Annotated in this window: 21 protein-coding genes; 9 read left to right on the top strand and 12 right to left on the bottom strand. The window is 60.9% G+C overall.

Annotated elements, in window-relative coordinates; translation table 11 throughout:
* Positions 1-155 precede the first annotated feature (155 nt).
* Positions 156-1,886: a formate--tetrahydrofolate ligase gene (locus CUC44_RS08750; protein ID WP_100859580.1), complete on the bottom strand. Its 1,731-nt coding sequence runs from the start codon at positions 1,884-1,886 to the stop codon at positions 156-158.
* A gap of 66 nt (positions 1,887-1,952) precedes the next feature.
* Between CUC44_RS08750 and CUC44_RS08745 the strand changes: the two genes are divergently transcribed.
* Positions 1,953-2,384: a hypothetical protein gene (locus CUC44_RS08745; protein WP_100859579.1), complete on the top strand. Its 432-nt coding sequence runs from the start codon at positions 1,953-1,955 to the stop codon at positions 2,382-2,384.
* A gap of 61 nt (positions 2,385-2,445) precedes the next feature.
* Here the strand turns inward: CUC44_RS08745 and CUC44_RS08740 are convergent, their stop codons facing one another.
* Positions 2,446-3,348 carry a LysR family transcriptional regulator gene (locus CUC44_RS08740; RefSeq protein ID WP_100859578.1) on the bottom strand — a complete coding sequence of 301 codons (903 nt, stop codon included), beginning with the start codon at positions 3,346-3,348 and terminating at the stop codon, positions 2,446-2,448.
* Positions 3,349-3,458: 110 nt separating this feature from the next.
* Here CUC44_RS08740 and CUC44_RS08735 point away from each other — a divergent pair, with 110 nt between their 5' ends.
* From CUC44_RS08735 to CUC44_RS08720, 4 genes are all read left to right on the top strand, one after another.
* On the top strand, positions 3,459-4,019 hold the full coding sequence (locus CUC44_RS08735) for a YceI family protein (protein ID WP_100859577.1): 561 nt from the start codon (positions 3,459-3,461) through the stop codon (positions 4,017-4,019).
* Positions 4,019-4,756, top strand: coding sequence for a hypothetical protein (locus CUC44_RS08730; protein WP_100859576.1), 738 nt, complete (start codon positions 4,019-4,021; stop codon positions 4,754-4,756). Before CUC44_RS08735 ends, CUC44_RS08730 begins: the two co-directional genes overlap by 1 nt.
* A gap of 186 nt (positions 4,757-4,942) precedes the next feature.
* On the top strand, positions 4,943-6,064 hold the full coding sequence (locus CUC44_RS08725) for an adenosylhomocysteinase (RefSeq protein ID WP_100859575.1): 1,122 nt from the start codon (positions 4,943-4,945) through the stop codon (positions 6,062-6,064).
* A complete protein-coding gene (locus tag CUC44_RS08720) occupies positions 6,061-6,366 on the top strand; it encodes an Rdx family protein (RefSeq protein WP_100859574.1) in 306 nt (101 codons plus the stop codon). The genes CUC44_RS08725 and CUC44_RS08720 overlap by 4 nt, the downstream gene beginning before the upstream one ends.
* A gap of 82 nt (positions 6,367-6,448) precedes the next feature.
* On the opposite strand, the gene olsF is transcribed toward CUC44_RS08720, so the two are convergent.
* The 3 genes from olsF to CUC44_RS20930 form a co-directional block, all read right to left on the bottom strand.
* Positions 6,449-8,152, bottom strand: a complete 1,704-nt coding sequence (gene olsF / locus CUC44_RS08715) for a bifunctional ornithine lipid synthase OlsF (protein ID WP_100859573.1) — start codon at positions 8,150-8,152, stop codon at positions 6,449-6,451.
* Between the two features lie 126 nt (positions 8,153-8,278).
* Positions 8,279-9,502 carry a peptidase T gene (gene pepT, locus CUC44_RS08710; RefSeq protein ID WP_100859572.1) on the bottom strand — a complete coding sequence of 408 codons (1,224 nt, stop codon included), beginning with the start codon at positions 9,500-9,502 and terminating at the stop codon, positions 8,279-8,281.
* Between the two features lie 773 nt (positions 9,503-10,275).
* The gene (locus tag CUC44_RS20930) at positions 10,276-10,533 is read right to left on the bottom strand and encodes a hypothetical protein (protein ID WP_157812760.1); all 258 of its coding nucleotides are present in this window, start codon (positions 10,531-10,533) and stop codon (positions 10,276-10,278) included.
* On the opposite strand from CUC44_RS20930, the gene speA reads away from it, so the two are divergent.
* Positions 10,514-12,415: a biosynthetic arginine decarboxylase gene (speA, locus tag CUC44_RS08700; protein ID WP_100859571.1), complete on the top strand. Its 1,902-nt coding sequence runs from the start codon at positions 10,514-10,516 to the stop codon at positions 12,413-12,415. The two genes, CUC44_RS20930 and speA, sit on opposite strands and share 20 nt — an antisense overlap.
* A gap of 99 nt (positions 12,416-12,514) precedes the next feature.
* Here speA and CUC44_RS08695 read toward each other — a convergent pair whose 3' ends face one another.
* Positions 12,515-13,684: an LPS O-antigen chain length determinant protein WzzB gene (locus tag CUC44_RS08695; protein WP_100859570.1), complete on the bottom strand. Its 1,170-nt coding sequence runs from the start codon at positions 13,682-13,684 to the stop codon at positions 12,515-12,517.
* 201 nt (positions 13,685-13,885) lie between these two features.
* Positions 13,886-14,176 (bottom strand): hypothetical protein, encoded by a 291-nt coding sequence (locus CUC44_RS08690; protein ID WP_100859569.1) that lies wholly within the window; start codon positions 14,174-14,176, stop codon positions 13,886-13,888.
* Between the two features lie 251 nt (positions 14,177-14,427).
* On the opposite strand from CUC44_RS08690, the gene CUC44_RS08685 reads away from it, so the two are divergent.
* Positions 14,428-15,015 (top strand): histidine phosphatase family protein, encoded by a 588-nt coding sequence (locus tag CUC44_RS08685; RefSeq protein ID WP_100859568.1) that lies wholly within the window; start codon positions 14,428-14,430, stop codon positions 15,013-15,015.
* 48 nt (positions 15,016-15,063) lie between these two features.
* On the opposite strand, the gene CUC44_RS08680 is transcribed toward CUC44_RS08685, so the two are convergent.
* Positions 15,064-15,744 (bottom strand): HNH endonuclease, encoded by a 681-nt coding sequence (locus CUC44_RS08680; RefSeq protein WP_244166742.1) that lies wholly within the window; start codon positions 15,742-15,744, stop codon positions 15,064-15,066.
* 247 nt (positions 15,745-15,991) lie between these two features.
* Between CUC44_RS08680 and CUC44_RS08675 the strand changes: the two genes are divergently transcribed.
* Positions 15,992-16,360, top strand: coding sequence for a VOC family protein (locus tag CUC44_RS08675; protein ID WP_100859567.1), 369 nt, complete (start codon positions 15,992-15,994; stop codon positions 16,358-16,360).
* Positions 16,361-16,471: 111 nt separating this feature from the next.
* Here CUC44_RS08675 and CUC44_RS08670 read toward each other — a convergent pair whose 3' ends face one another.
* Together CUC44_RS08670 and gdhA are read right to left on the bottom strand one after the other, a co-directional pair.
* Positions 16,472-16,687, bottom strand: a complete 216-nt coding sequence (locus CUC44_RS08670) for a DUF3955 domain-containing protein (RefSeq protein WP_100859566.1) — start codon at positions 16,685-16,687, stop codon at positions 16,472-16,474.
* Between the two features lie 174 nt (positions 16,688-16,861).
* Positions 16,862-18,223, bottom strand: a complete 1,362-nt coding sequence (gene gdhA / locus CUC44_RS08665; protein ID WP_100859565.1) for an NADP-specific glutamate dehydrogenase — start codon at positions 18,221-18,223, stop codon at positions 16,862-16,864.
* Positions 18,224-18,810: 587 nt separating this feature from the next.
* Between gdhA and rluF the strand changes: the two genes are divergently transcribed.
* Complete coding sequence (gene rluF / locus CUC44_RS08660; protein ID WP_100859564.1) at positions 18,811-19,842, top strand: 23S rRNA pseudouridine(2604) synthase RluF; 1,032 nt, start codon at positions 18,811-18,813, stop codon at positions 19,840-19,842.
* Between the two features lie 43 nt (positions 19,843-19,885).
* Here the strand turns inward: rluF and CUC44_RS08655 are convergent, their stop codons facing one another.
* Positions 19,886-21,148, bottom strand: coding sequence for a cyanate transporter (locus tag CUC44_RS08655; RefSeq protein ID WP_100859563.1), 1,263 nt, complete (start codon positions 21,146-21,148; stop codon positions 19,886-19,888).
* Positions 21,141-21,641 (bottom strand): nucleoside deaminase, encoded by a 501-nt coding sequence (locus tag CUC44_RS08650; RefSeq protein WP_100859562.1) that lies wholly within the window; start codon positions 21,639-21,641, stop codon positions 21,141-21,143. The genes CUC44_RS08655 and CUC44_RS08650 overlap by 8 nt, the downstream gene beginning before the upstream one ends.
* Between the last annotated feature and the right edge of the window lie 54 nt (positions 21,642-21,695).

The following is a 21,695-nucleotide window of genomic DNA, read 5'->3' as shown; positions in this document are numbered from 1 at the left end:
CGGTGGGCTGAAGGGCTTTCAACTCAGACCCATTATCTCACCGTCTTATCGCTATCGAGATATGGCGGCTAATCGGGCTGCTTAGCTCAGCCCTACTATCTCGCCGTCGTCCTCGATATCGATATGGCAGGTAATTGGGGGCAGGCTGCTGAAACTCAGCTCAGCCCCACTATCTCGCCGTCATCATTGATATCGATATGGCGATAAGCGGGCAGGCTGCCAAGGCCCGGCATGGTCATGATAGGACCGGCCAGGGCGTAGACGAAACCGGCGCCGGCGCACAGGCGCACCTCCTCGATGGGCACCTCGAAATCCGTGGGTACCCCCTTGAGGGCAGGATCGTGACTCAGCGACAGCGGCGTCTTGGCGACGCAGACCGGCAGATGATCCCAGCCGGCCTTGGAGAGGGCCGCGAGCTGCCTCTTGGCCTTGTCAGAGAGGATGACGCCACGGCCGCCGTAGCCGCACTCCACCAGAGTGGCGAGCTTGGCGCCCAGGCCCATGGCGTCCGGGTAAAGCAGCTTGATAGCGCTTGGGCGCTCGCAGGCTTCGACCACGGCGCGAGCCAGTTCGCTTGCGCCGGCGCCCCCCTGGGTGAAGGCACTGGAGATGGCCGTGCCACAGGCCCCCGCTCTCATCGCCTCGTCCGCCAGCAGGGTCAGCTCGGCCTGACTGTCACTCGGGAAGCGGTTGATGGCCACCACCACGGGCACCCCGTAGCGGCGGGCGTTCTGGATATGCCAGGCGAGGTTGGCGCAGCCCTGGTGCAGGGTCGGCAGATCCTCTTCCCCCAGGCTAGCCGGCAAGGGTTGGCCTGGGCGGATGTCGAGCAGGCCGCTGTTGGCCTTGAGGCCGCGCACCGTCGCCACCAGCACCACGCAGGAGGGTGTGATGCCGGACTGGCGGTGCTTGATGTTGAAGAACTTCTCGAGCCCCATGTCGGAGCCAAAACCCGCCTCGGTCACCACATAGTCGGTGAGCGCCAGCGCCATGCGATCGGCGATGACAGAGGAGTTGCCGTGGGCGATATTGGCGAAGGGGCCTGTGTGCACCAGTACCGGGGTCTGCTCCGTGGTCTGCATCAGGGTCGGTTGCAGGGCGTCTTTGAGCAGCACCGTCATGGCGCCGGCTACTTCAAGCTGTTCTGCCGTGACGGGATTGCCGTGCAGATCCAGGGCGAGCTGGATGCGGCCGATGCGCGCGCGCAGGTCCTTGAGATCGCTTGCCAGCGCCAATATGGCCATCAGCTCGGAGGCGGCAGTGATGACGAAGCGATCTTGGCGCTCGACCCCGTCGGCCGGGCCGCCCTGGCCTATGGTCAGGTGGCGCAGGGCGCGATCGTTCATGTCCAGGGTGCGCGGCCAAAGGATGTTGGCGGCGTCGATATCGAGGCGAGTGAGGCCCGTGCTGGCGGTGAACCCGGCGCCTAGCCGCTGTTCATGGAACAGGCGGGCATCCAGCGCCGCGGCGGCCAGGTTGTGGGCGGCGGCGAGGGCGTGGAAGTCCCCGGTCAGGTGCAGGTTCATCTCCTCCATGGGCACCACCTGGGCGTGACCGCCGCCGGCGGCGCCCCCCTTGACCCCGAACACTGGGCCGAGACTCGGCTGGCGTATGGTGGCTATGCTGGCCTGGCCTATGTGATTGAGGCCCATGGAGAGACCGAGGGTGGTGACCGTCTTGCCCTCGCCGAGGGGGGTGGGGGTGATGGCGCTCACCAGCACCAGTTTGCCATGCTTCTTGGGAGGTTCTTTGAGCAGGGCCAGGCTGAGTTTACCCTTGTAATGGCCGTGGGGGTTGAGCAGGTGCGACGGGATGGCGAGTCGCCGGGTCAGTTCGTCGATGTGCAGGCGGGGGGACTGGCGGGAGATCTCGATATCGCTTAGCATCAGCACCTCGTTGGCATGTCAGGTTGAAACTGCGGCGAATTCTAGAGGAATCAATAAGGTTATCCAATGAGTAATACTATTTTATCCGGCAGTCGTGAGCGGCATCTAAACCCCATCTTGCTGGATCTCAACGCCCTCTATCATCCCCCCAAGCAGCCGCTGACCGCCCTTGGCATCGTCAGCGCCTTCATTCCGCTGTTTGGCTACGGCTGGCAGGCGATGACCCAGGATCCCGAGACCCATTTTCGCCACGAGCTCGGCAAGCGCATCAACAAGCACAAGACAGACGAGGCCAACCTGGTCCTGATCCTGCAACTGGCGGGCATGCTCGACTGCCACTGCCTGCACATCAGCCTGCCTTATGCCCTCGCTGACGATCAGCTCGCCACCCTTGAGCGCCGCCTGCCGCGCTGGCAACTGACCCTGAGCGAGCAGTTGCTGGTGGCCGAGTTGCCCGTGCCGGCCGACTCCCAGAGCGATCCCCAAACCAAGTCCTGAACATCGGCCTCACCGCCCACCCTGGGGGGCGACCTTCCATACATCGCTGCCATCTGATCCCTTATTCCTCCCGGTCCCAGTAGTGGGGGGCGAGGTAGCGCTCCTGCACGAACTCGATGAAACAGCGCACCTTGGCGGAGACGAAGCGGCGGTGGGGGTAGAGGGCATAGAGGCCTATCTGCCCCTTGTCCCACTCGGGCAAGAGCGACACCAGCTCCCCCGAGCGCAACGCATCCCCGACGATGAAGGTCGGCTGCCAGATGATGCCCATGTGATGGCAGGCGGCCCGGGTCAGGGCCACCCCATTGTTGGCGCGAAGGGGCCCCTGCGGGCGCACGCTGGTTTGCTCCCCATCCCGTTTGAACACCCAGTCCGGCTGGGTCAGGGTGTAGATGAGGCAGTCGTGCTGCTTGAGATCCTCCGGGGTCTTGGGGGTACCGTGCTTGGCCAGGTAGGTCGGGCTGGCGCACACCTCCAGCTTCATCATGGCGAGCGGCTTGGCCACCAGGGAGGAGTCCGGCAGGTTGCCGATGCGCAGCGCCAGATCAAACCCCTCTTCTACCAGGGCCACCCGCCGGTCGCTGTATTCAATTTCCAGCTTGAGCTCGGGGAAGCGCTCGCGAAACTGCGGCAGGGCCGGGGCCAGGTGCAGGTAGCCAAAGTCCATGGGCACCGACAGCTTGAGAGTGCCCTGGGGCTGCTGATTGTTGTGGGTAAGCTGGCTGTGGGTCTCTTCCAGCTCTGCCAGCAGGGCCAGGGAGCGCTGGTAGTAGAACTGGCCCGCCTCGGTCGGGTTGACCTGACGGGTGGTGCGCGACAGCAGCCGGGTCGAGAGGGACTCCTCGAGCTGCTGCATCAGCTTGGAAGTCATGGCCACCGAGATGCCGAGCTGGTGGGCGGCCTTGGTAAAACTCTGACACTCCACCACCTTGATGAAGGTGCGCATGGCGGCTATCTGGTCCATATTCCACTCTCAGTTGATAATTATTTTAATAAATCGATGATTATCTATCGCTACAGGGAGGTTAGCATTTTGGGTATCGATGTGAACCCCCTAATGAAGGAACGAACGGAATGAAAATGACCAAGGCCCTGCTGGCTTCCTGCCTGTTTATGGCGGCTCCCCTGATGGCGGCCGATTATGATGTCGACGCGGCGCACACCACTGTTCAGTTCAAGGTGGGCCACCTCGGCTTCTCCGAGCTGGTCGGCCGTTTCAACACCTTCAGCGGCACCTTCAGCATGGACGAGGCCAACCCGGCCGCGGCCAAGGCGAGCTTCGAGATCGACGCCGCCAGCGTGGATTCCAACCACGAAGCCCGTGACAAGCACCTGCGCAGCCCGGACTTCCTGGACGTGAAACAGTACCCCAAGATGACCTTCGTCAGCACCGGCTATGAAGGTACCAAGGACAAGGGCGTGCTCAAGGGCACCCTGACCCTGCACGGCGTCACCAAGCCGGTGGCATTCGAGCTGGTTCACATCGGTGAAGGCAAGGATCCCTGGGGCGGTTACCGCAGCGGCTTCAACGCCACCACCACCATCAAGCGCAGCGACTTTGGCGTGAACTACATGCTGCCTGGCATTCCTGACGAGATGGGTATCAACCTGTTCGTCGAAGGCGTGCGCAAGTAATGGGCGCAGCTCTCCTGCTACAAACCCTGGCGGCTCCTTTGGGGGCCGCTTTGCTGTCATGGCGCTGGCCACGGCTGGGCTACCTCTGGGGCGCCCTGGCCATCTGGCTGGTGGGCTGTCTGGTCGGCGGCGCTTACGGTCTGCCGGTCAAGGCGTGGCAATGGCTGCCGCTGACCCTGCTGGTGCCCGCCATCGCGGCTCAGGTTGAGGACAAGCGTGCCGCCCTGCTGCTGTTCGGGGCGCTTGCCGCCCTGGTGTGGTGGCAGGGACTGGCGTCCGTCATCACCCAGGAGCCGCTGATCTGGCTGGCGCTCTTGCCCGCCATCGCCTGGTTTGGCTGGACGCAACTGCGCACGGACAGCCAGGAGGGGCTCGGCTTTGCGCTGGGTTTCATCTGGCTGGCCCTGGTCATCGGCATCGATGGCAGCCTGCTCATCGCCCAGCTGGCGGGGGCCCTGGCGGCGTTTGCCGGATTCCGCGCGCTGATCGCGACCTTTACCCAGGTGAAGGTGGCGCCGGCGGCGCTCGGCTTGGCACTCGCCTTCGTACAGATGCTGGCCTGGCAATACGTGGAAGTGCCGCTCGTCGTGCTGTTGCCGGTCTGGCTGATGCCCCTGCTGGAGTGGGCGTTGCGCAACAAGCCCTGGCAAGCCCGTTGGGGCCTGCTGATCCTGGTGGCGGGAGTCGGTGCTGGACTGAGTCTGTGGTGGGTCTGGCCAGAGGCATCCCTCTACTAATTTTTGCATGAAAAACATGCAATTATCATGGGATTTGATGAGTCAGTCATAGTCTGCGCAGATAAAGATTGAGCCCTATGGTGGTTTCAGATAAAAAGGATTTTCTATTATCTGGACACACACAGAACCCGGCATGGCCGGGTTTCTGTTTGCCTGCATGCTTGCGGCACGCTAAGGAGGCCACAGTTGCGCAGTCAGGGATCTGAGCATCTGTTTTTTCGCCATTTCATCGAGCAACAGCGCCTCGAGGATCTCTGTATCCTGCTGGTCACCCATCTGCTCCCCGACAGGCCTCATTTCATCCAGGTGCTCGACCAGGTCGGTCGCGTCGGCGCCATCTTGCCCAAACCCAAGTCTGTGCACGGGCCGACCCTGGCCTGGGTCCAGCAGCACTACCCGGTGCTGCCCCTCAATCGCCACTGGACCAATGATCCGGAAGGGGTGATTGCCCAGATAGCCCCTCTGGTGCAGCCCCACGAGCGGCTCATCATTCTGGACATCGGCGGTTACTTCGCCAGAACCCAGGCCATCTTGAGCGAGCACTTTGGCGATCGCTTCATCGGGGTGGTGGAGATGACAGAAAACGGTCACCAGCGCTACGAGCAGGAGCCGCTAGCCGCTCCCGTTATTTCGGTGGCGCGCAGCCCCCTCAAGCAGGCGGAAGACATCCAGATAGGGCTGAGCGTGGTCTACTCCGCCGAATCCCTTGCCCGCACCCTGAGGCGCACCTTCAACGTCTGTCAGGCGACCCTGTTTGGCTACGGCAAGGTGGGGCGCAGCATCGCCCGCGAGCTGCGCTGTCGCAACCTGCACCTGGAGCTGGTGGAAACCGACGCCCTGCGCCAGGTGGAGGCGCTCTCCCACGGCTTCAAGCTGGTGAGCAAGCAGGAGGCGCTCGGCCGGGCCGAGTTGGTGATCTGCTCCACCGGCAACGGCTCCCTGGATCTCGCCGATCTGCTGGCCCTGCGCCCCGGCGCCATGCTGGCCTCGGTCACCTCGGCGGACGACGAGTTCGCGTTCTGTCTCTCCCAACTGCCCTGGCCGAGCGAGGAGGTGTGCCCCCATGTGCTGGCGCTGACCCGTCCGGATGGCAGCACCATCTTCCTGCTCAATCGGGGGGAGGCCATCAACTTCGTCCATGGCGCCGTCATCGGCGAATACGTCTACCTGGTGCTGGCGGAGATCATCGAGGGGGTGCGCCAGCTGGCGCGCCAGACCCCGGAGCCAGGCCTGTTCGAGTTGCCTCAAGCCACCATGAATGCCATCGCTCGCCACTGGCTGGCGGATTTTCACGGAGTGACCCAATGACAGAGTCCCAACTGCTCAAACCCCGCATCGAGATCCGTTACTGCACCCTCTGCCGCTGGATGCTGCGAGCCGCCTGGCTGGCCCAGGAGCTGCTCTCTACCTTCGACAGCGATCTCGGCGAGGTGGCCCTGGTGCCCGCCAGCAAGGGGGAGTTCAAGATCCTGGTGAATGGCATCCAGGTGTGGGACAGGGTCATCGACGAGGGCTTCCCCGAGGCCAAGGAGATCAAGCAGCGGGTGCGCGACATCATAGCCCCAGAGCGGGATCTCGGACATTCTGATAGAAAACCTGCTACCGAATAAGCGGTGGCGAAGGGATAAACAAAAGGGAGGCTATGCCTCCCTTTTGTTTGTTGGCAGTCAGGCTGACTGTAAAACAGAGTCGCTATGGCATGTCCATCTGCTGATGGATGTAGCGTTCCCGCTTGTGGGGCTTGATACGGTGGATGTCGACCCACACCAGGCCGTCGATGCAGTGGTTGAAGTCCGGGTCTATGCCAAAGTCCATGAACTGCACCCCACCCGGCTCGCACAGCTCAGAATACTGCTTGTAGAGGGTGGGGATGGCGCAGCCCAGGTTGTCGAGGCGGGCCTTGAGGAGCTTGAGATCGGCGCCGTAATCCTGCCCCTCAAACAGCGGCTGCGTGGCCGGGTAGGGGCGACGGGACGGGGCGAGCGCGAGCTCGGGGGCGAAGTGCTGACGGTAGAAGCTCACCAGCAGATCCTTGGCCTGCGTTGGCAGGCTGCCGGACAGGGACACGGGCCCGAACAGGTAGCGATAGCGCGGGTAGCGGGCCAGGTAGGCGCCGATGCCAAACCAGAGGTAATCGAGCCCCCGTTTGCCCCAGTAGGCGGGCTGGATAAAGCTGCGGCCAAGCTCGATGGCCTGCTCCAGCCTGGGTAACAGCGTCTCGTCGAAACCAAACAGGCTGTGGCTGTAGAGGCCGTTCAGCCCTTTGCTGGCCAGCAGCTCGGCCACCGGAATGAAGCGATAGGCACCGATGATCTCGAGCCTGGCGGGATCCCAGAGGATGAGGTGGTAGTAGTCATCGTCAAAAGCATCGAGATCCCGGCGCCGCCCCGAACCTTCCCCCACCGCCCGAAAGGCGATCTCCCGCAGGCGCCCTAGCTCACGCAAGATAACCGAATGACTCTGCTCGTGGCGCCGATAGAGCAGGATCCGCTGGCCGTCCGGGGTCTGGCCCAGGGCCTCGCAGCCATCGATGGCCTGTTTGAGCAGGCGCCGCTCCTCTGGCAGGGCGATGGGGGCCTCGGTCAGCAGGCGGCCCGACTTGCCACGGCCGATACGATAGAGGTGGCTACGCACCAGGCTGGCCGCCGTCTTGGCCGGCAGCTCGCCCAGACTCGCCGGCGGAATGCGCTCCCCTATGGTGAGGGGGATGCGCTTACCCTGCTGACGAAACAGCTGCTTGACCAGCAAGAGCCCGGCCCAGTCGTTGTTGAGCCAGGCGGTCAGGTAAAAGCCGAGGCCGTTGCGCCCGCCAAGGTGAATGGGTACCAGTGGGCTTCGGGTGCGCCTGGCCAGCTTGATGAAGCCCCCTTGCCAGGTCCCGTCCTTCACCCCCTTGGGGCCGAGCCGGGAGACTTCCCCCGCCGGGAAGATAACCAGCACCCCATCGCGGGCCAGATGTTCCCCCATGGCCAGAATGGCCTGCCTGTCAGTCTTGCCGCCCAGATTGTCCACCGGCAACAGCAGTGGGCGCAGGGGCGCTATCTGCGCCAGCAGCCGGTTGGCCACTATCTTCACGTCCGGCCGGACTCGGCCGATCAGCCGCAGCAGGGCCAGCCCGTCCAGGGATCCTATGGGGTGGTTCGCCACTATGATGACCCGGCCGCTGGCGGGGATGTTCTCCAGCTCCGTCTCGCTCACTTGATAGTCAAAATCGAGTTGCACCAGGGCCTGCTCGATAAAGTCGAGTCCACGCAGGTGCGGGTAGCGTTCGGCAAATTGCTGGAAGGACTGCTCGTGCAGCAGCCAGCGCAGCCCATGTGTGAACAGAGGCTGGAGCAGGGGTTGACGGTTAAGGTGGGGCAGATGCTGTTGCAGCAGGGTATCGACGTTGAACATGGGGTGGCTCCGCTGATCCTTTGTGCCAGCGTGCCCCTTGTCTGTTCCCCCTGTGTGGCAGCGAGATGACAGTTTGATGGCAGGGCGAGCGTTGCGGCTCGCCCTGCACTCTGCGTTGTGCCCCGCTTAGGCCTTGTAGGCGGCGGTGAGTCGCACCAGCTCCACCAGGGTGGCGACTGCTTTTTCCATTGATTGCAGCGGGATGAACTCGTGCTTGCCGTGGAAGTTGTGGCCACCGGTGAAGAGGTTCGGGCAGGGCAGCCCCATAAAGGAGAGGCGGGCGCCGTCGGTGCCGCCGCGAATGGGCTTGATCTTGGGTTCCACGTCGGCGGCCACCATGGCGGCCTTGGCCAGCTCGACGATGTGCATGTGCGGCTTTATCTGGCTGCGCATGTTGCGATAGCTGTCGGTGAGCTCGAGCTCGATGCGCGCCTTGGGGTAGTCCAGCTTCATGGAGGCGACCCGCTCCTTGAGCTGGGCCTTGCGGGCGGCGAAGCTGTCGTCATCAAAATCACGGATGATGTAGTGCAGCTCACTCTGCTCCACAGTGCCGCTCATCTGGGCCAGGTGGAAGAAGCCCTCGTAGCCGTCCGTGCACTCCGGGGTCTGCGCCTGCGGCATGGCGGCATGGAACAGGGCGGCCAAGGTCTGGCTGTTGATCATGCTGCCCTTGGCGGTGCCTGGGTGCACGTTGTTGCCGATAAAGCGCACCGTGGCGCTGGCGGCGTTGAAGTTCTCGTATTCGAGCTCGCCGAGCTCACCGCCATCGACCGTGTAGGCCCACTTGGCGGGGAAGCGCTCCAGCGGAAAGAGATCTGCGCCGCGGCCAATCTCCTCGTCCGGGGTGAAACCGACCCAGACGTCGCCACGGGGGATCGCCGGGTGGGCCTGCAGGTGGGCGATGGCGGTCAGGATCTCGGCGATGCCCGCCTTGTCATCGGCGCCGAGCAATGTGGTGCCGTCCGTGGTGATGAGATCCTGGCCGAGATAATTTTTGAGGAAACGGTATTGGCGGATGGCCAGCACCTCGTCCCCCTTGCCAAGGCAGATATCCCCCCCCTGATAGTTCTCGACTATCTGGGGTACCACCTGTTCGGCCTCGTAATCGGCGGTGTCCATGTGGGCAATCAGGCCGATGGCCGGCGCGTCTGGCTGGTTGCCCGGCAGGCAGGCGGTGAGGTAGCCGTGCTCGTCCAGGGTCACCTGACTCAAGCCCAGCTGGGTTAGCTCCTCCTGCAGGGCGCGGGCGAAGACGAGCTGGCCCTGGCTGCTGGGGCAGGCGGGATTGGTCGCATCGGAGCGGGTATGAAAAGTCACGTAACGCAGAAAACGCTCAAGCAGGGTATCCATTGACAAGCCTCGGACTGAAGATGAGGGGCCATTGTGGCCAATCCTGTCGGTGGGCTTATTGCGTCAGCGCAGTTTTTGGCGCATTTGTCGGGCGGGTTCAGCAATGGTGTGGGAAGGGAAGTTGAGAGTAGCTGGATGGCTGTTTGAATAAAAATGCCAAATAAAAAACTGAATAATCATGTGGCAACGGAGTGAAAAGAACCTCGGCCCAGCACTGGCAAGGGGTGAGGGAAAATGCCGGGTTCACCTGTTATTTCCAGGGCTAATCGGGCAGGGGCATATCTCACCCTATCCCAGAGCCCGCCTAGCCGGCAGCCGGATCTGAACGAGCGGCAAACACCGATTTTTTTACGCGATTTTTTATTGTCACCGGCCGCGGTAAATGTGTACACTCCGCGCCGATCCGAAGGTAACCCTGCGCAGGCAAGAGGCCGCCAGACACCGACCGGATCACACGCCTATAGGGCGAGGCACGCAGCAACGACAGACACTGCTAGGGCATGGTTTCTTTAATACCGGTTAGGCTCCGGTATCAGGGAGAACAACGGACTCTCATCATTTAGCTGACCGAGTGAGCCAATGGCTCATCATCTTCCCTTGTCATGGGCGGTCACTGGTGTTGAGTAGACTGTGGCGGTTGTCGTCTAACAACACGGTTGCGTGCTGACGTCTTCCCTCTCTTCCTTGATCCCACCCTTGTCGTCGTGATGGCTGCCGAATGATGAACCAACGGCGTGGCTGATGCCGCTGGTCATCAAAGTACCGCGGCGCTGCTAACGCAGCACCGTATACCGTTGAGCTTGATGTAAAGCCACCAGCCCCACATCAAGACTCGTTACTTCCCAAGATCCACCAGGCAGCTTCGGCTTGCCGCGATCTGCAATCGAGAGTCTGGCGATATTGACGCGCCAGCAGGCAGCCCAGGCTCGCCACGCTTTGCAATCGATGGTCTGGATGTGATTGAGGGTAACGAAGGCGGCCTTCTGGCCGCTCATTTGCGAGGCATAGCCCATGACTAACTGGTCCAGCAAGGACTCCTTGAAGGTCTACAACGTTCCCTACTGGGGTGCGGGTTTTTTCAATATCAATGACGCTGGTCATGTGACCGTCTCCCCCGACAAGTCTCGCCCCGAGGCGCATATCGTGCTGTCCGATGCCATCGAACAGCTGCGCCAGTCCGGGCTGACCACCCCGGTATTGCTGCGTTTCCCCGACATCCTCAAGAGCCGGGTCGATGCGCTGTTCAACGCCTTCGGTCAGGCCATCGAGAAGTCAGGCTATGAAGGGGATTACCTGTGCGTTTACCCGATCAAGGTAAACCAGCAGCGCCGCGTCATCGAGACCATCAGTCAGTCCTACAGCGACAAGCCAAGGCTTGGGCTGGAGGCGGGCTCCAAGCCCGAGCTGCTGGCCGTGCTGTCCCATCACCATGAGCAAGGCTCGGTGATCGTCTGCAACGGCTACAAGGACCGCGAATACATCCGCCACGCCCTGCTGGGCAACCTGATGGGCCACAAGGTCTACATAGTGGTGGAAAAACCCTCCGAGCTGGAGATGGTGCTGGACGAGTCAGCTCGTCTGAACATCAAGCCGAACATAGGCGTGCGTGCCAAGCTGGCCTCCACCGGTTCCGGCATGTGGGAATCGAGCGGCGGCTCCATGTCCAAATTCGGCCTCTCCGCCTCCCAGATCCTGGCGCTGGTGGAGCGTCTGCGCAGCCTCGGCAAGCTTGACTGCCTGCAACTGCTGCACTTCCACCTGGGCTCCCAGATCGCCAACATCCGCGACATCCAGGGCGGCATCCGTGAGTGCGGCCGCTTCTACGCCGAACTGCGTCGCCTGGGCGTCCCCGTCGACGTGGTCGACGTCGGCGGCGGTCTGGGCGTGGACTACGAGGGCACCCGCTCCCAGAGCCACTGCTCCGCGAACTACAGCCTGTCCGAGTACGCCAACAACGTGGTGTGGGGTATCGGCGATGTGTGCCGCGAGTTCGACTTGCCGCACCCGACCATCATCAGCGAGTCTGGCCGTGCCCTGACCGCCCACCACGCCGTGCTGGTGACCAACCTCATCGGCTCCGAAGGGGTGGAGATGAGCGACATCAGTGCGCCGGACGAAGATGCACCGACCATTCTGCAGAACATGTGGAAGGGCTGGCTGGACCTGCGCAGTGAAGATCCCTCCCTGCTCGAGATCTTCCACGACTCAGTGGCGGACCTTGGGGACGTGAACACCCAGTACACCATGGGTCTCTTAAACCTCGAGCAGCGCGCCTGGGCCGAGACGCTGCACCAGAACACCTGCCTGGCGCTCAAGGAGCTGCTGAACCCGGTGAACCGCAACCACCGCGCCCTGGCGGACGAGCTCAGTGAGAAACTGGCGGACAAGTGCTTCGCCAACTTCTCCCTGTTCCAGTCTCTGCCGGATGCCTGGGGTATCGGCCAGGTGTTCCCCGTGATGCCGCTGACCGGCCTCGAGCGTCCGCTCACCCGCCGCGGCATCCTGATGGACATCACCTGCGACTCCGACGGTCAGGTGGAGCACTACGTCGACGGTCTGGGTGTGGAAAGCACACTGCCGATGCCGGAGTACGGCGCCAATGAAGAGTGCCACGTCGGCTTCTTCCTGGTCGGCGCCTACCAGGAGATCCTGGGGGATCTGCACAACCTGTTCGGTGATACCCACTGCGCGGAAGTGTGGCTGGACGAGGAAGGCAAGATGGACATTCGCAACGTGGTGCGCGGCGACACCGTCGACCAGCTGCTGCGTTACGTCAATATCGACCCGTCCGTCATCCGCGAGAACTACCAGCGGATCGTCTCCCATCCGGCGCTGGATGACGCGACCCGCAAGGCCTTGCTCGACGAGCTGGAGCTGGGTCTGCAAGGCTACGCCTACCTGGAAGACGAATAAGCCACGGCTTGTTCACCCGCCCCGTAAGAACAAAAGCGGAGCGGGAATAAAAAACGGCGCCTTCGGGCGCCGTTCTTATATATCTACTTAACTCTCGTATTAGCTTGCTTTGGCATATTCAGGTTGATACTCGTAACCTGATGTCAGAGTTCTCTTTTCTTGTCGGAGTGCATGTTGGATCAGTACCAAAGCTATACCTAACATGCCTCCAAGCATTGTCGCTAATATGACGATTAGCGGACGTTTAGGTTTGTCACGTCTCAATGGGGAGCTGGGTGTATCCAGATAAGAGAAGGGCATTAGTTTCATGTTATTGAAGCTGATGTTCTCTAATCTATTGAGTTGTACCTTTAATTCCATTACTTCTGGCATGTAATCTTCAATTTTTAACGACTTGAGTATGGCGAGCTTTTTCGCCAGTGCATCTTTCCCTAGCGTGATTGGGAAGCGATCACCATAATTGAAGTTTTCTAACGGCTTACTCACTCCTGCGGCATTGGCGATACTCATGCTGTACTCAATTCCCTCGATCTCCCTTGCCAGATTACGCTTGGCATCTTCGGTACTCAGCTTTACTTTTAGACGTAGACTTTCTATTTGGCTACTTCTGTTATCCTCTAGAATTTCAAATAACTCTTTGCTCTGCAACCTGATTATATAATCTATATACCCAGTCAGCAGGGGTAAAACATCTGTTTTATTAAAGAAGGAGAAAGAGAGGTGAATACCAGGTAACCCTCCTTTTTTATCTTCGGGGGAGATCTTCATCCATTCAGACCAAGTTCGCAGTAGCTTCTGCTGCTCCAAACTATTCAAATTGTTATTTTTAACATAGTCTTCAAATTGAGTCGTGGTTTGTAGATAGTCGCTGATATTATTATAAGATTTAAATTCCAATAGGAAATCATTATAGATAGCGGAGTTACTTTTCGTGCCGACTAACCCTTGTATATCAAGAATAGCCCGTAGGCGATCTAATTCCAGAGTGTCTCGTGGTTTAGGTTGATAAATAGTCGCATTAGCAGTCCACTGTTCGGGAGCTGTCATGGCATACAATAGTCCCAGACAACCACAGATAAGCGTCGCGAGAAAAATTCGGAACTTTTTCTTCCACAATAATGAGATTAGTTCAGGAAGATCGATCTCATCATCGCGATATGCTATTTCATGTCTGGCGCTGAGCTTATTATCTATTCTATCATTCATGGCTGAGTCGGTCATAAATTGTCGCAGGCCTTCGTTTATACTGCATTTGAGACCTATTTTCACCTATTTATTCATCATTTCTAGATAGTAAATGGATTTTAGGTTCTCTTATGGGTACATATTTTTGTTTTTTATTTGTTCATTTTTGTTAATGGTTGTTGGTTTTTTACATTAATGAGTGAAGGGGGGAAATATGGGGGGCGAATAATGGCTATGTCTAGTCATTTTTTGCTAGAGATACGGCTAGTGAACTGTCGCATATTATTAACGACTCTTATTCAACCTAGATAAGGACTTGCCTATCACCAGCAGGAGATGAAAGAAGGCGTAGATACCGTTGGCGTGCGCATACTCCTGGGCCGCATAGGTGAAGTTGGATCTGTACTTCTCGATGGCCTCAGCCGGGGTATGGGCGTAGATGAAGTCGTCTTCCACCTCGAATCCCTGAGCCAGCAGGGCATTCTTTTCCTGGATAAAGGTAGGGGAGTCCGCATCCAGATAGGTGTAGGTCTGCCGCTGGGATGCCGGCAGGGTCAGGAACTGATACTTGGCCATGTTGCCTCGCCTGAGATTGAAACTGGGGAAAGTGGCACAGGCTGAACCGGGTGCCGTGAACCACCTTGCTACTAGCACCGTGTGGGACTCGTTATGAGCAGTTTATCCCATCAGCGGGTCGGCCTCATATCCCCATCTGAGTGACCAACCAGCCTTGCTCCTGCCACGGCTTTTCGTAACATCGCCGCCCTTCGGCGGATATCTGCTATCCTGCCCCTTCGTTTTATCTCGTTGAACCTGTTGGAGAAATCATGTCTCGTATCATCTATCTGCTACGCCATGGCCAGACTCGCTACAACGCCGAGCTGCGCCTGCAGGGGCGCTGCAACTCGGATCTGACCGCCAAGGGGGAGGCTCAGGCCCTTGCCATGGGGGCTCGTCTGCGTGAGATCCTGGATGAACCTGAGCTGTGGACTCTCTACGCCAGCCCGCTGGGCCGTGCCCGCCAGACGGCAGAGTTCGTCTGCCAGCAGTTGGGGCTGGATAGCGATCGCATCATCTGGGACGAGCGGCTGGTGGAGCTCGGCATGGGGGAGTGGGAGAGTTGCCGGGTACCGGATCTGCTGGAAGATCATCCCACGCTGAATATCAGTCAGCCGGATTGGTACTTGCAAGCGCCTGAGGGGGAGAGCCACCAAAGCATCCAACGCCGGGCCCAGAGCTGGTTGATGGACCCGGCCATCGCCGAGCGCGCCATAGTCGTCTCCCACGGCTTGCTCGGCGCCATGTTGCGCGGTGCCTACGCCGATCTCGACTACGCCACCACCTGGTCGCAAGACCTGCCCCAGGATGCCTTCTTCAAGCTCAGTGGCGGTCGAATCGAGCGGATAAAATGCTAGGACTTGGGTAAAGAGCCGCCGTCAGAAGCTATCCGCAGCGGGAGACATCTATTCTCGTACCAGCCTGGGCAGCTTGTGGTAAATGGCTTCTCGCCGCTCGAGCTTATCAGCGCCATAGTGCAGTGCCCGGTGGCAATTGGGGCACAGTGCCACCGTGTTGCTAATGGTATCTGAGCCTCCATCTGCCAAGGTGCGCAGGTGGTGGACTTCCAAAAAGGGCTCACCCATCGCCGTGATAAAGGGGGCTGGCTTATCGCAGCACTCACATAGACTCGCGGCAGCCCTCAACACCCAGGCCTTGACCTGAGGATCCCGTGCAAAGTGGGTGGCAGCGCCATAGCGCAGCTTAGGCTCTTGAGTTCCCGCAGGGAGGGCGGCGGGTTTTGCCTGATACGCCATGACCTTGTGCTCAAACTCGGCGCGGCCCGTATAAGGCTGCCCCTCCCACTCGCAGATGAGGCGCTCTAGGATGGGGGCATTCTGAGGACCGACATTCTTGGCGGGTTTCAACCCAGGAACCCAGGTTCTGCCCATCAAGCAGCAGATGTAGGAGATATTTTGCATCCGATATTCAAAGGCTTTGTCGGTGCGTCCAAATTGGTTGGCGAGCGCTGTGTAGTAGTGCTTTTTAACGAAGTGCGTGCCGTTTAGCGCCTTTGAGCGCATCTCCATGTAAGCGGCCACAGTGGCGCTTAACTCTGCTTCTGTCCAACTCTCACCCAAGGCCAAGACATGTCTCCAAGCTGCGGCGCCGATAGCTCATTGCCCTCATCAGTGAACAGTGAGGTCTGCGGTCGACTCCTATCTATACGGACATTGACCTTACCTCAAATGACGCCACAATGCAGTCGGTGAATATTCATAAGATGAAGATTCTAAAGGGTTTAATAAAAATTCGAGACTCTGATCGTTCGCACGGTTCCTTCGCCTTCGCTGGGATAAGATAGAAGCGAGACCACAAGGTTTGGGAGGAGTCATGATCAGCCATATCGACCATCTGGTGTTGACGGTGAGCGACATAGAGCGCTCGGTCGCGTTTTACAGCTCGGTACTGGAGATGGAGGCCGTCACCTTCGGAGCCGGACGGCGGGCGCTGCGCTTTGGTAACCAGAAGATCAATCTGCAACTGCTGGGGCAGGAGCCGCGCAACCGGGCCCAGGTGGGGGCGGGGGATATCTGCCTTATCACTCACTGGAGTCTGGAGCAGGTGATGAATCAGCTCGCAAACCACGGAGTCGAGCTAGTGGAGGGACCCGTGACCAAGAGCGGTGCCTGTGGACCCATCGAATCCGTCTATTTCCTGGACCCGGATCAGCACCTTATCGAGATAAGTCGCTACCTATAAGGATGAATGCACTGTTTTATAGTGAAATAGCAGTGCAGGAGGCCAATGAAATAATGGTTCGTAGCGCCTTTGACTACCATGTCCCCGGGGTGGGGAATGCCGACAATCGGCTCAGTCGGCCTGTGATGGTGCTTGCCGGCGCCGCGCCCTGATCACTCCCACAAGCGCCAGTACGGCCCCCATCAGCAGCAACAGGTAGCCCAAGGGGAGCAGGGCGAAGGGTTCATGCAAGAACCCCTCTTCATCCAGGGTGGAGCCGATGAGGCTGAATGCCATAAAGCTGGCGATCCCCATCACCATCAAGAGCATGCCTGTTCTGACCATCATATTGATCTCGCTGTGTTTTAAAGAGGGCCAGCTTTTCACGACCGGGTGAAGGGAGTGTGAAGTGGGGCGCGAAGGTCGTGCGAAGCATCGGCAAGCACGATGAAAAAGGGCAGCTGGGCTGCCCTTTTATTTTCTGACGGGGCGCGCCATTGCCCGTCCCCGCACCCTGGCGAGTTAGCAGACCCCTTGCGCCAGCATGGCGTCGGCGACTTTCACGAAGCCGGCGATGTTGGCGCCGCTCTCGTAGTTCACGTGATGATCCCCGTCCTGACCCCGCTCCACCTGACCATAGCGCACGCAGGTACCGTGGATGCTGGTCATGATCCCCTTGAGGCGAGCGTCCACCTCTTCCCGGGTCCAGGAGAGGCGCTGGGCGTTCTGGCTCATCTCGAGACCGGAGGTGGCGACCCCACCAGCGTTGGCGGCCTTGCCTGGGGCGAACAGTACCCGGGCCTGATGGAACGCCTGGATGGCGGCGGCGCTGGAGGGCATGTTGGCCCCCTCGGCCACCAGCTGCACGCCGTTGGCGATCAGAGAGGCGGCGTCCGACTCATCCAGCTCGTTCTGGGTGGCACAGGGCAGGGCGACCTGGGCCGGCAGGTGCCAGGGGGTGCGGCCGGTGAAGAACTCGAGCCCAAGCTCGTGGGCGTAATCCGCTACCCGCTTGCGCTGCTCGTTCTTGAGCTCCATCAGGCGAGCCAGTTTCTCGGGAGTGAAGCCGTCCGGGTCGTAGACGGTGCCGCCAGAGTCGGAGGCGGTCACGACCTTGGCGCCGAGTGCCATCGCCTTCTCGATGGCGTATTGGGCCACGTTGCCCGAGCCCGACACCGACACCGTCATGCCCGCGAGAGACTGGCCGCGGTGGGCCAGCATGGCCTCTACGAAGTAGAGCAGGCCGTAACCGGTGGCTTCCGGGCGAATGAGGCTGCCGCCAAAGGAGAGTCCCTTGCCGGTGAAGACGCACTCGGCGCTGTTGGTGAGCTTCTTCATCATGCCCGCCATGTAGCTCACCTCGCGCCCGCCGACGCCTATGTCACCGGCCGGTACGTCCGTGTTGGCCCCCAGGTGGCGATAGAGCTCCAGCATCAGCGCCTGGCAGAAGCGCATCACTTCCCCCTCGCTCTTGCCCTTGGGATCAAAATCGCTGCCACCCTTGCCGCCACCCATGGGCAGGGTGGTGAGGGCGTTCTTGAAGGTCTGCTCGAAGGCGAGGAATTTCAGCACGGAGAGATCCACCGAGGGGTGGAAGCGCATGCCGCCCTTGAAGGGACCGATGGCGGAGCTGTGCTGGATGCGATAGCCGCGGTTCACCTGCACCTGGCCCTGATCATCGACCCAGCTCACCCGAAACTGCACCAGCCGCTCCGGCTCAACAAGGCGCTCGAGCAAACCGTGCTGCAGGTAGCGGGGATGGCGCTCGATAAAGGGCCAGATGGAGGCGACCACCTCGCTCACCGCCTGGATGAACTCGGGTTGATGGGGGTTGCGCTTGGCCACCTGGGCCAGAAAGTCGGCCTGGGAGAGGGAATGACTCATCTATAACTCCTGTCGTGAATGATGCAATTGGCGTCTTGCCAGAGACGATCATGCCCCGCAGTCAACTCTGCGTTCGATGGCGGGAATGAGCGGTGATCGCAGGGATTGCGATCCTCGCCGAATGGGGCAGCGCTCATGACGTCTCCCCTTGGCTTCGGCAAGATAATTCGTGCTGACGAAAATCTTTTTATGCATTTTAGATTAATAAATAGCAAGCGATTCCTGTCGGCTTTTTCGCGCTGATGTCATTGCGAAAGGAGGGGGGGCAGAGAAGAAACCCTTGGCAGCCATGGGACACAACAAAAGATTAACAATGCGTTAAAAGTGAATGAATAACCTAGTGGGAATTGAGCTGGCCGATCTCGCTCTGCCAAGACCCGGCTCCCGGCGCCGTGAGCCAGATGCAAGTATCCGGCGAACGGCGGCGGGCAATATGCTACTGTAGCGGCGTTTTTTTGATGATTGCGCAGGCTTTGACCTTTTTGAAGATGCTTTTTGCAGATGGAATGGTATGCAGACTAACCCGATGATGACCTGGCTGACCCAGCCGACAAGCTCCCTCAACCCCATGATCTGGCAGGTGACCCATGCTGGCCGATGAATCCATGCGCCTGAACAAGTACATCAGCGAGAGCGGCATCTGCTCGCGCCGTGAGGCGGATCGCTTCATCGAGCAGGGCAACGTCTTTATCAACGGCAAGCGTGCCGGCATAGGTGATCAGGTGTTTGCCGGGGATCTGGTCAAGGTCAACGGTCAGGTGATCGAGGCGCGGGAGGCGGACAGCCTGGTGTTCATCGTGCTGAACAAGCCGGTGGGCATAGTCTCCACCACTGAGGCGGGGGAGAAGGACAACATAGTCGACTTCGTCAACCACAGCACCCGTATCTTCCCCATAGGCCGGCTCGACAAGGATTCCCAGGGGCTCATCTTTCTCACCAACCACGGGGATCTGGTGAACAAGATCCTGCGGGCGGGCAACGATCACGAGAAAGAGTACCTGGTGACCGTCGACAAGCCGGTGACCGATGAGTTCATCCGCGGCATGGGGGCCGGGGTGCCGATCCTCGGCGCCGTCACCAAGAAGTGCAAGGTGAAGAAGGAAGCCCCCTTCGTGTTTCGCATTACCCTGGTGCAGGGGCTGAACCGCCAGATCCGCCGCATGTGCGAGCACTTCGGCTTCGAAGTCACCAAGCTCGAGCGCATCCGCATCATGAACGTCAGCCTCAAGGGGCTGCCGGTAGGGGAGTGGCGCGATCTCACCGACGACGAGCTGATCGAGCTGTTCAAGCTCATCGAAGACTCCTCCTCCGAGGTGAAACCCGCCAAGGGGGCGACGCCTGCCAACAAGCCGGCGGCCAAGGCCGCAAGCGGCGCGGGTGGCAAGACGGCACAGGGCAAGAAGCCCCGTCGGGACGACGATCACGAGATTGGCGGGCGTCCCAACGTGCCGGGTCCGGCGGCGTTCGAGAACAAGAGCCCGGCGGGCAAGGGTGGTGCAGGCAAGGGGGCGACCGCCAAAGGCGCCGCTGGCAAGGGTGCCCCGGCCAAGGGGGGCAAGCCGGCCGCCGCGGGCAAACCGCGCACCAACCAGGGCGGACGGCAGAAGAAGGGGCGCTAAGGCGCCCCGTCACTCGCTTTTCAACCTTCTCAATACACCGGCCCTAGGCCGGTGTATTGCTTTGGGCGCTCAGCGGAGTGACCGTCTTGTCAGCCAAGGGGGCAGCCGTCTCGCCAGCCACGGACAGGCGCATGGCGCTCGGGTAGTGCAAGGGATTGAGGCGCAGCACCAGCAGACTCATCAACGCCAAGCCGCCGAGTTGCCACTGCCAGGCGCTGGCAAAGTCGCCGCTTATATGATGCAGGCGCGCCGCCACCCAGGGGCCGGTGGCCGCCAGCATGAAGCCAAACCCCTGCATCAGGGCGCTCAGGCTACCGGCCCGGCGCGGATCCGGCAGGTGATCGAGCGCTATCACCATGATGAGGGAGAAGCTGCCACCGAGCCCTGCACCGCACAGTAGACACCAGAGAATGGGGGCGGCTTGCGGGGCCAGCCAGAGGCCGCCAAAGCCCAGCACCTGCAGCGCGATGGCGAGCCCCATCCAGGGGCGCCTGTCCTCCTTGCGCGCCGCCAGCAGCGGCAGCCCCAGGCCGCTCAGGGTCTGGGCCAGGGCCAACCAGGCCACCAGCTCTCCTCCCGCCTGGGCACTCCAGCCTTGGGCCATATACGAGGGGGCCAGCCAGGCCACGACGATGCCGTAACCGCTGTTGATGATGCCAAAACAGACGATCAGCAGCCAGCTGCGGGGCAGGGCGATGAGGCGCTGCTCCGTGTGTGAAGACGCTACTTGCGCCGGGCGCGGCAGCCGCACCCGCCAGACGAGCCAAGCCAGGGCCAGCAGCACAGGCAGGCTCCAGAGCGCCAGCACCCGCGACCAGTCGATGACGGCGGCGAGGCGCGGGCTCAGGATGGCGCCAAGGGCGCCGCCCCCCATCATGCAGGCGGAGAAGATCCCCATCACCAGCGGCACCCGCTGGGCGAAGGCCCTCTTGATAAGGCCGGGCAGCACTCCCTGCACCAGGGCCGAGCCCAGGCCGCAGAGGGCGGCGCTGGCGATAAGCAGGGCGCCGCTGCTCACGTCAAAGCGCAGGGCGCTGCCGAGCGCGAGCAGCAATAGCGCAGCGCCGAGCAGCTGGCGCGCACTGGCCAGGCGCAGCAGGCTTGGGGTGCAGAGCACGCCGACGCCGATGAGCAGCAGGGGCAGCAGGGTGACCCAGGCCAGGCTGTCCATGCCAAGGGCGAGGCGGGCATTGATCCGCCCCGCGAGCGGGCCTATGGCGGTGAGAAAGGGGCGCAGGTTGATACCGATCAGCACCACCAGCACCAGCAGGGCGCCGGCTCCTTGCCGAGTAGACGGCTTACTCATGCTGGCTGCCGTAAAGGGCAGAGGCCGGGATGGGGCTCGGCAGCTTGATGAGGGGCAGGGGCGGCGGGGATAGCGGCAGTCGCAGCCTGTCGTAGCTGGCGCTGCTGTCAAAACCGAAGGGGGCCGCGTCGGCATTGTCAAAGGCGTAGTAGACGGCGCTGATGCCGTTCATCACCAGGGCGCACAGGCACATGGGGCAGGGGTGGCCGCTGGCGTAAACCACGGCGCCCTTGAGGGGCCCCTGCTGGCTGGCATCGCGCAGCGCCTCCATCTCGGCGTGACGGGTGGGATCCCCCGCCTCCAACATGCGGTTCACCGCGCTCGCCACCAGCTTGCCCTCCTTCACCAGCAGGGCGGCGAAGGGGCGCCCCCCTTGCTGGCGGTGGGTCAGGGCCAGGTGCAGGGTCTGCTCCAGCCACTCCTGGTGACTGGGGCTGGTGAGGGCGGTTAGCGAGTTGACGAGGTGAGCACCGGACTGGGGAAGGGGCGACATAAGGCCATCCTGGGAGAAAAAGGGGGGTGGAGGGAGCCTAGCGGGCCGCCAAGT

Origin of the sequence: Aeromonas lusitana (genome assembly GCF_002812985.1) — a bacterium.
In the GTDB taxonomy this organism is placed as follows: domain Bacteria; phylum Pseudomonadota; class Gammaproteobacteria; order Enterobacterales; family Aeromonadaceae; genus Aeromonas; species Aeromonas lusitana.
This window is presented reverse-complemented; position numbering and strand designations above follow the sequence as displayed.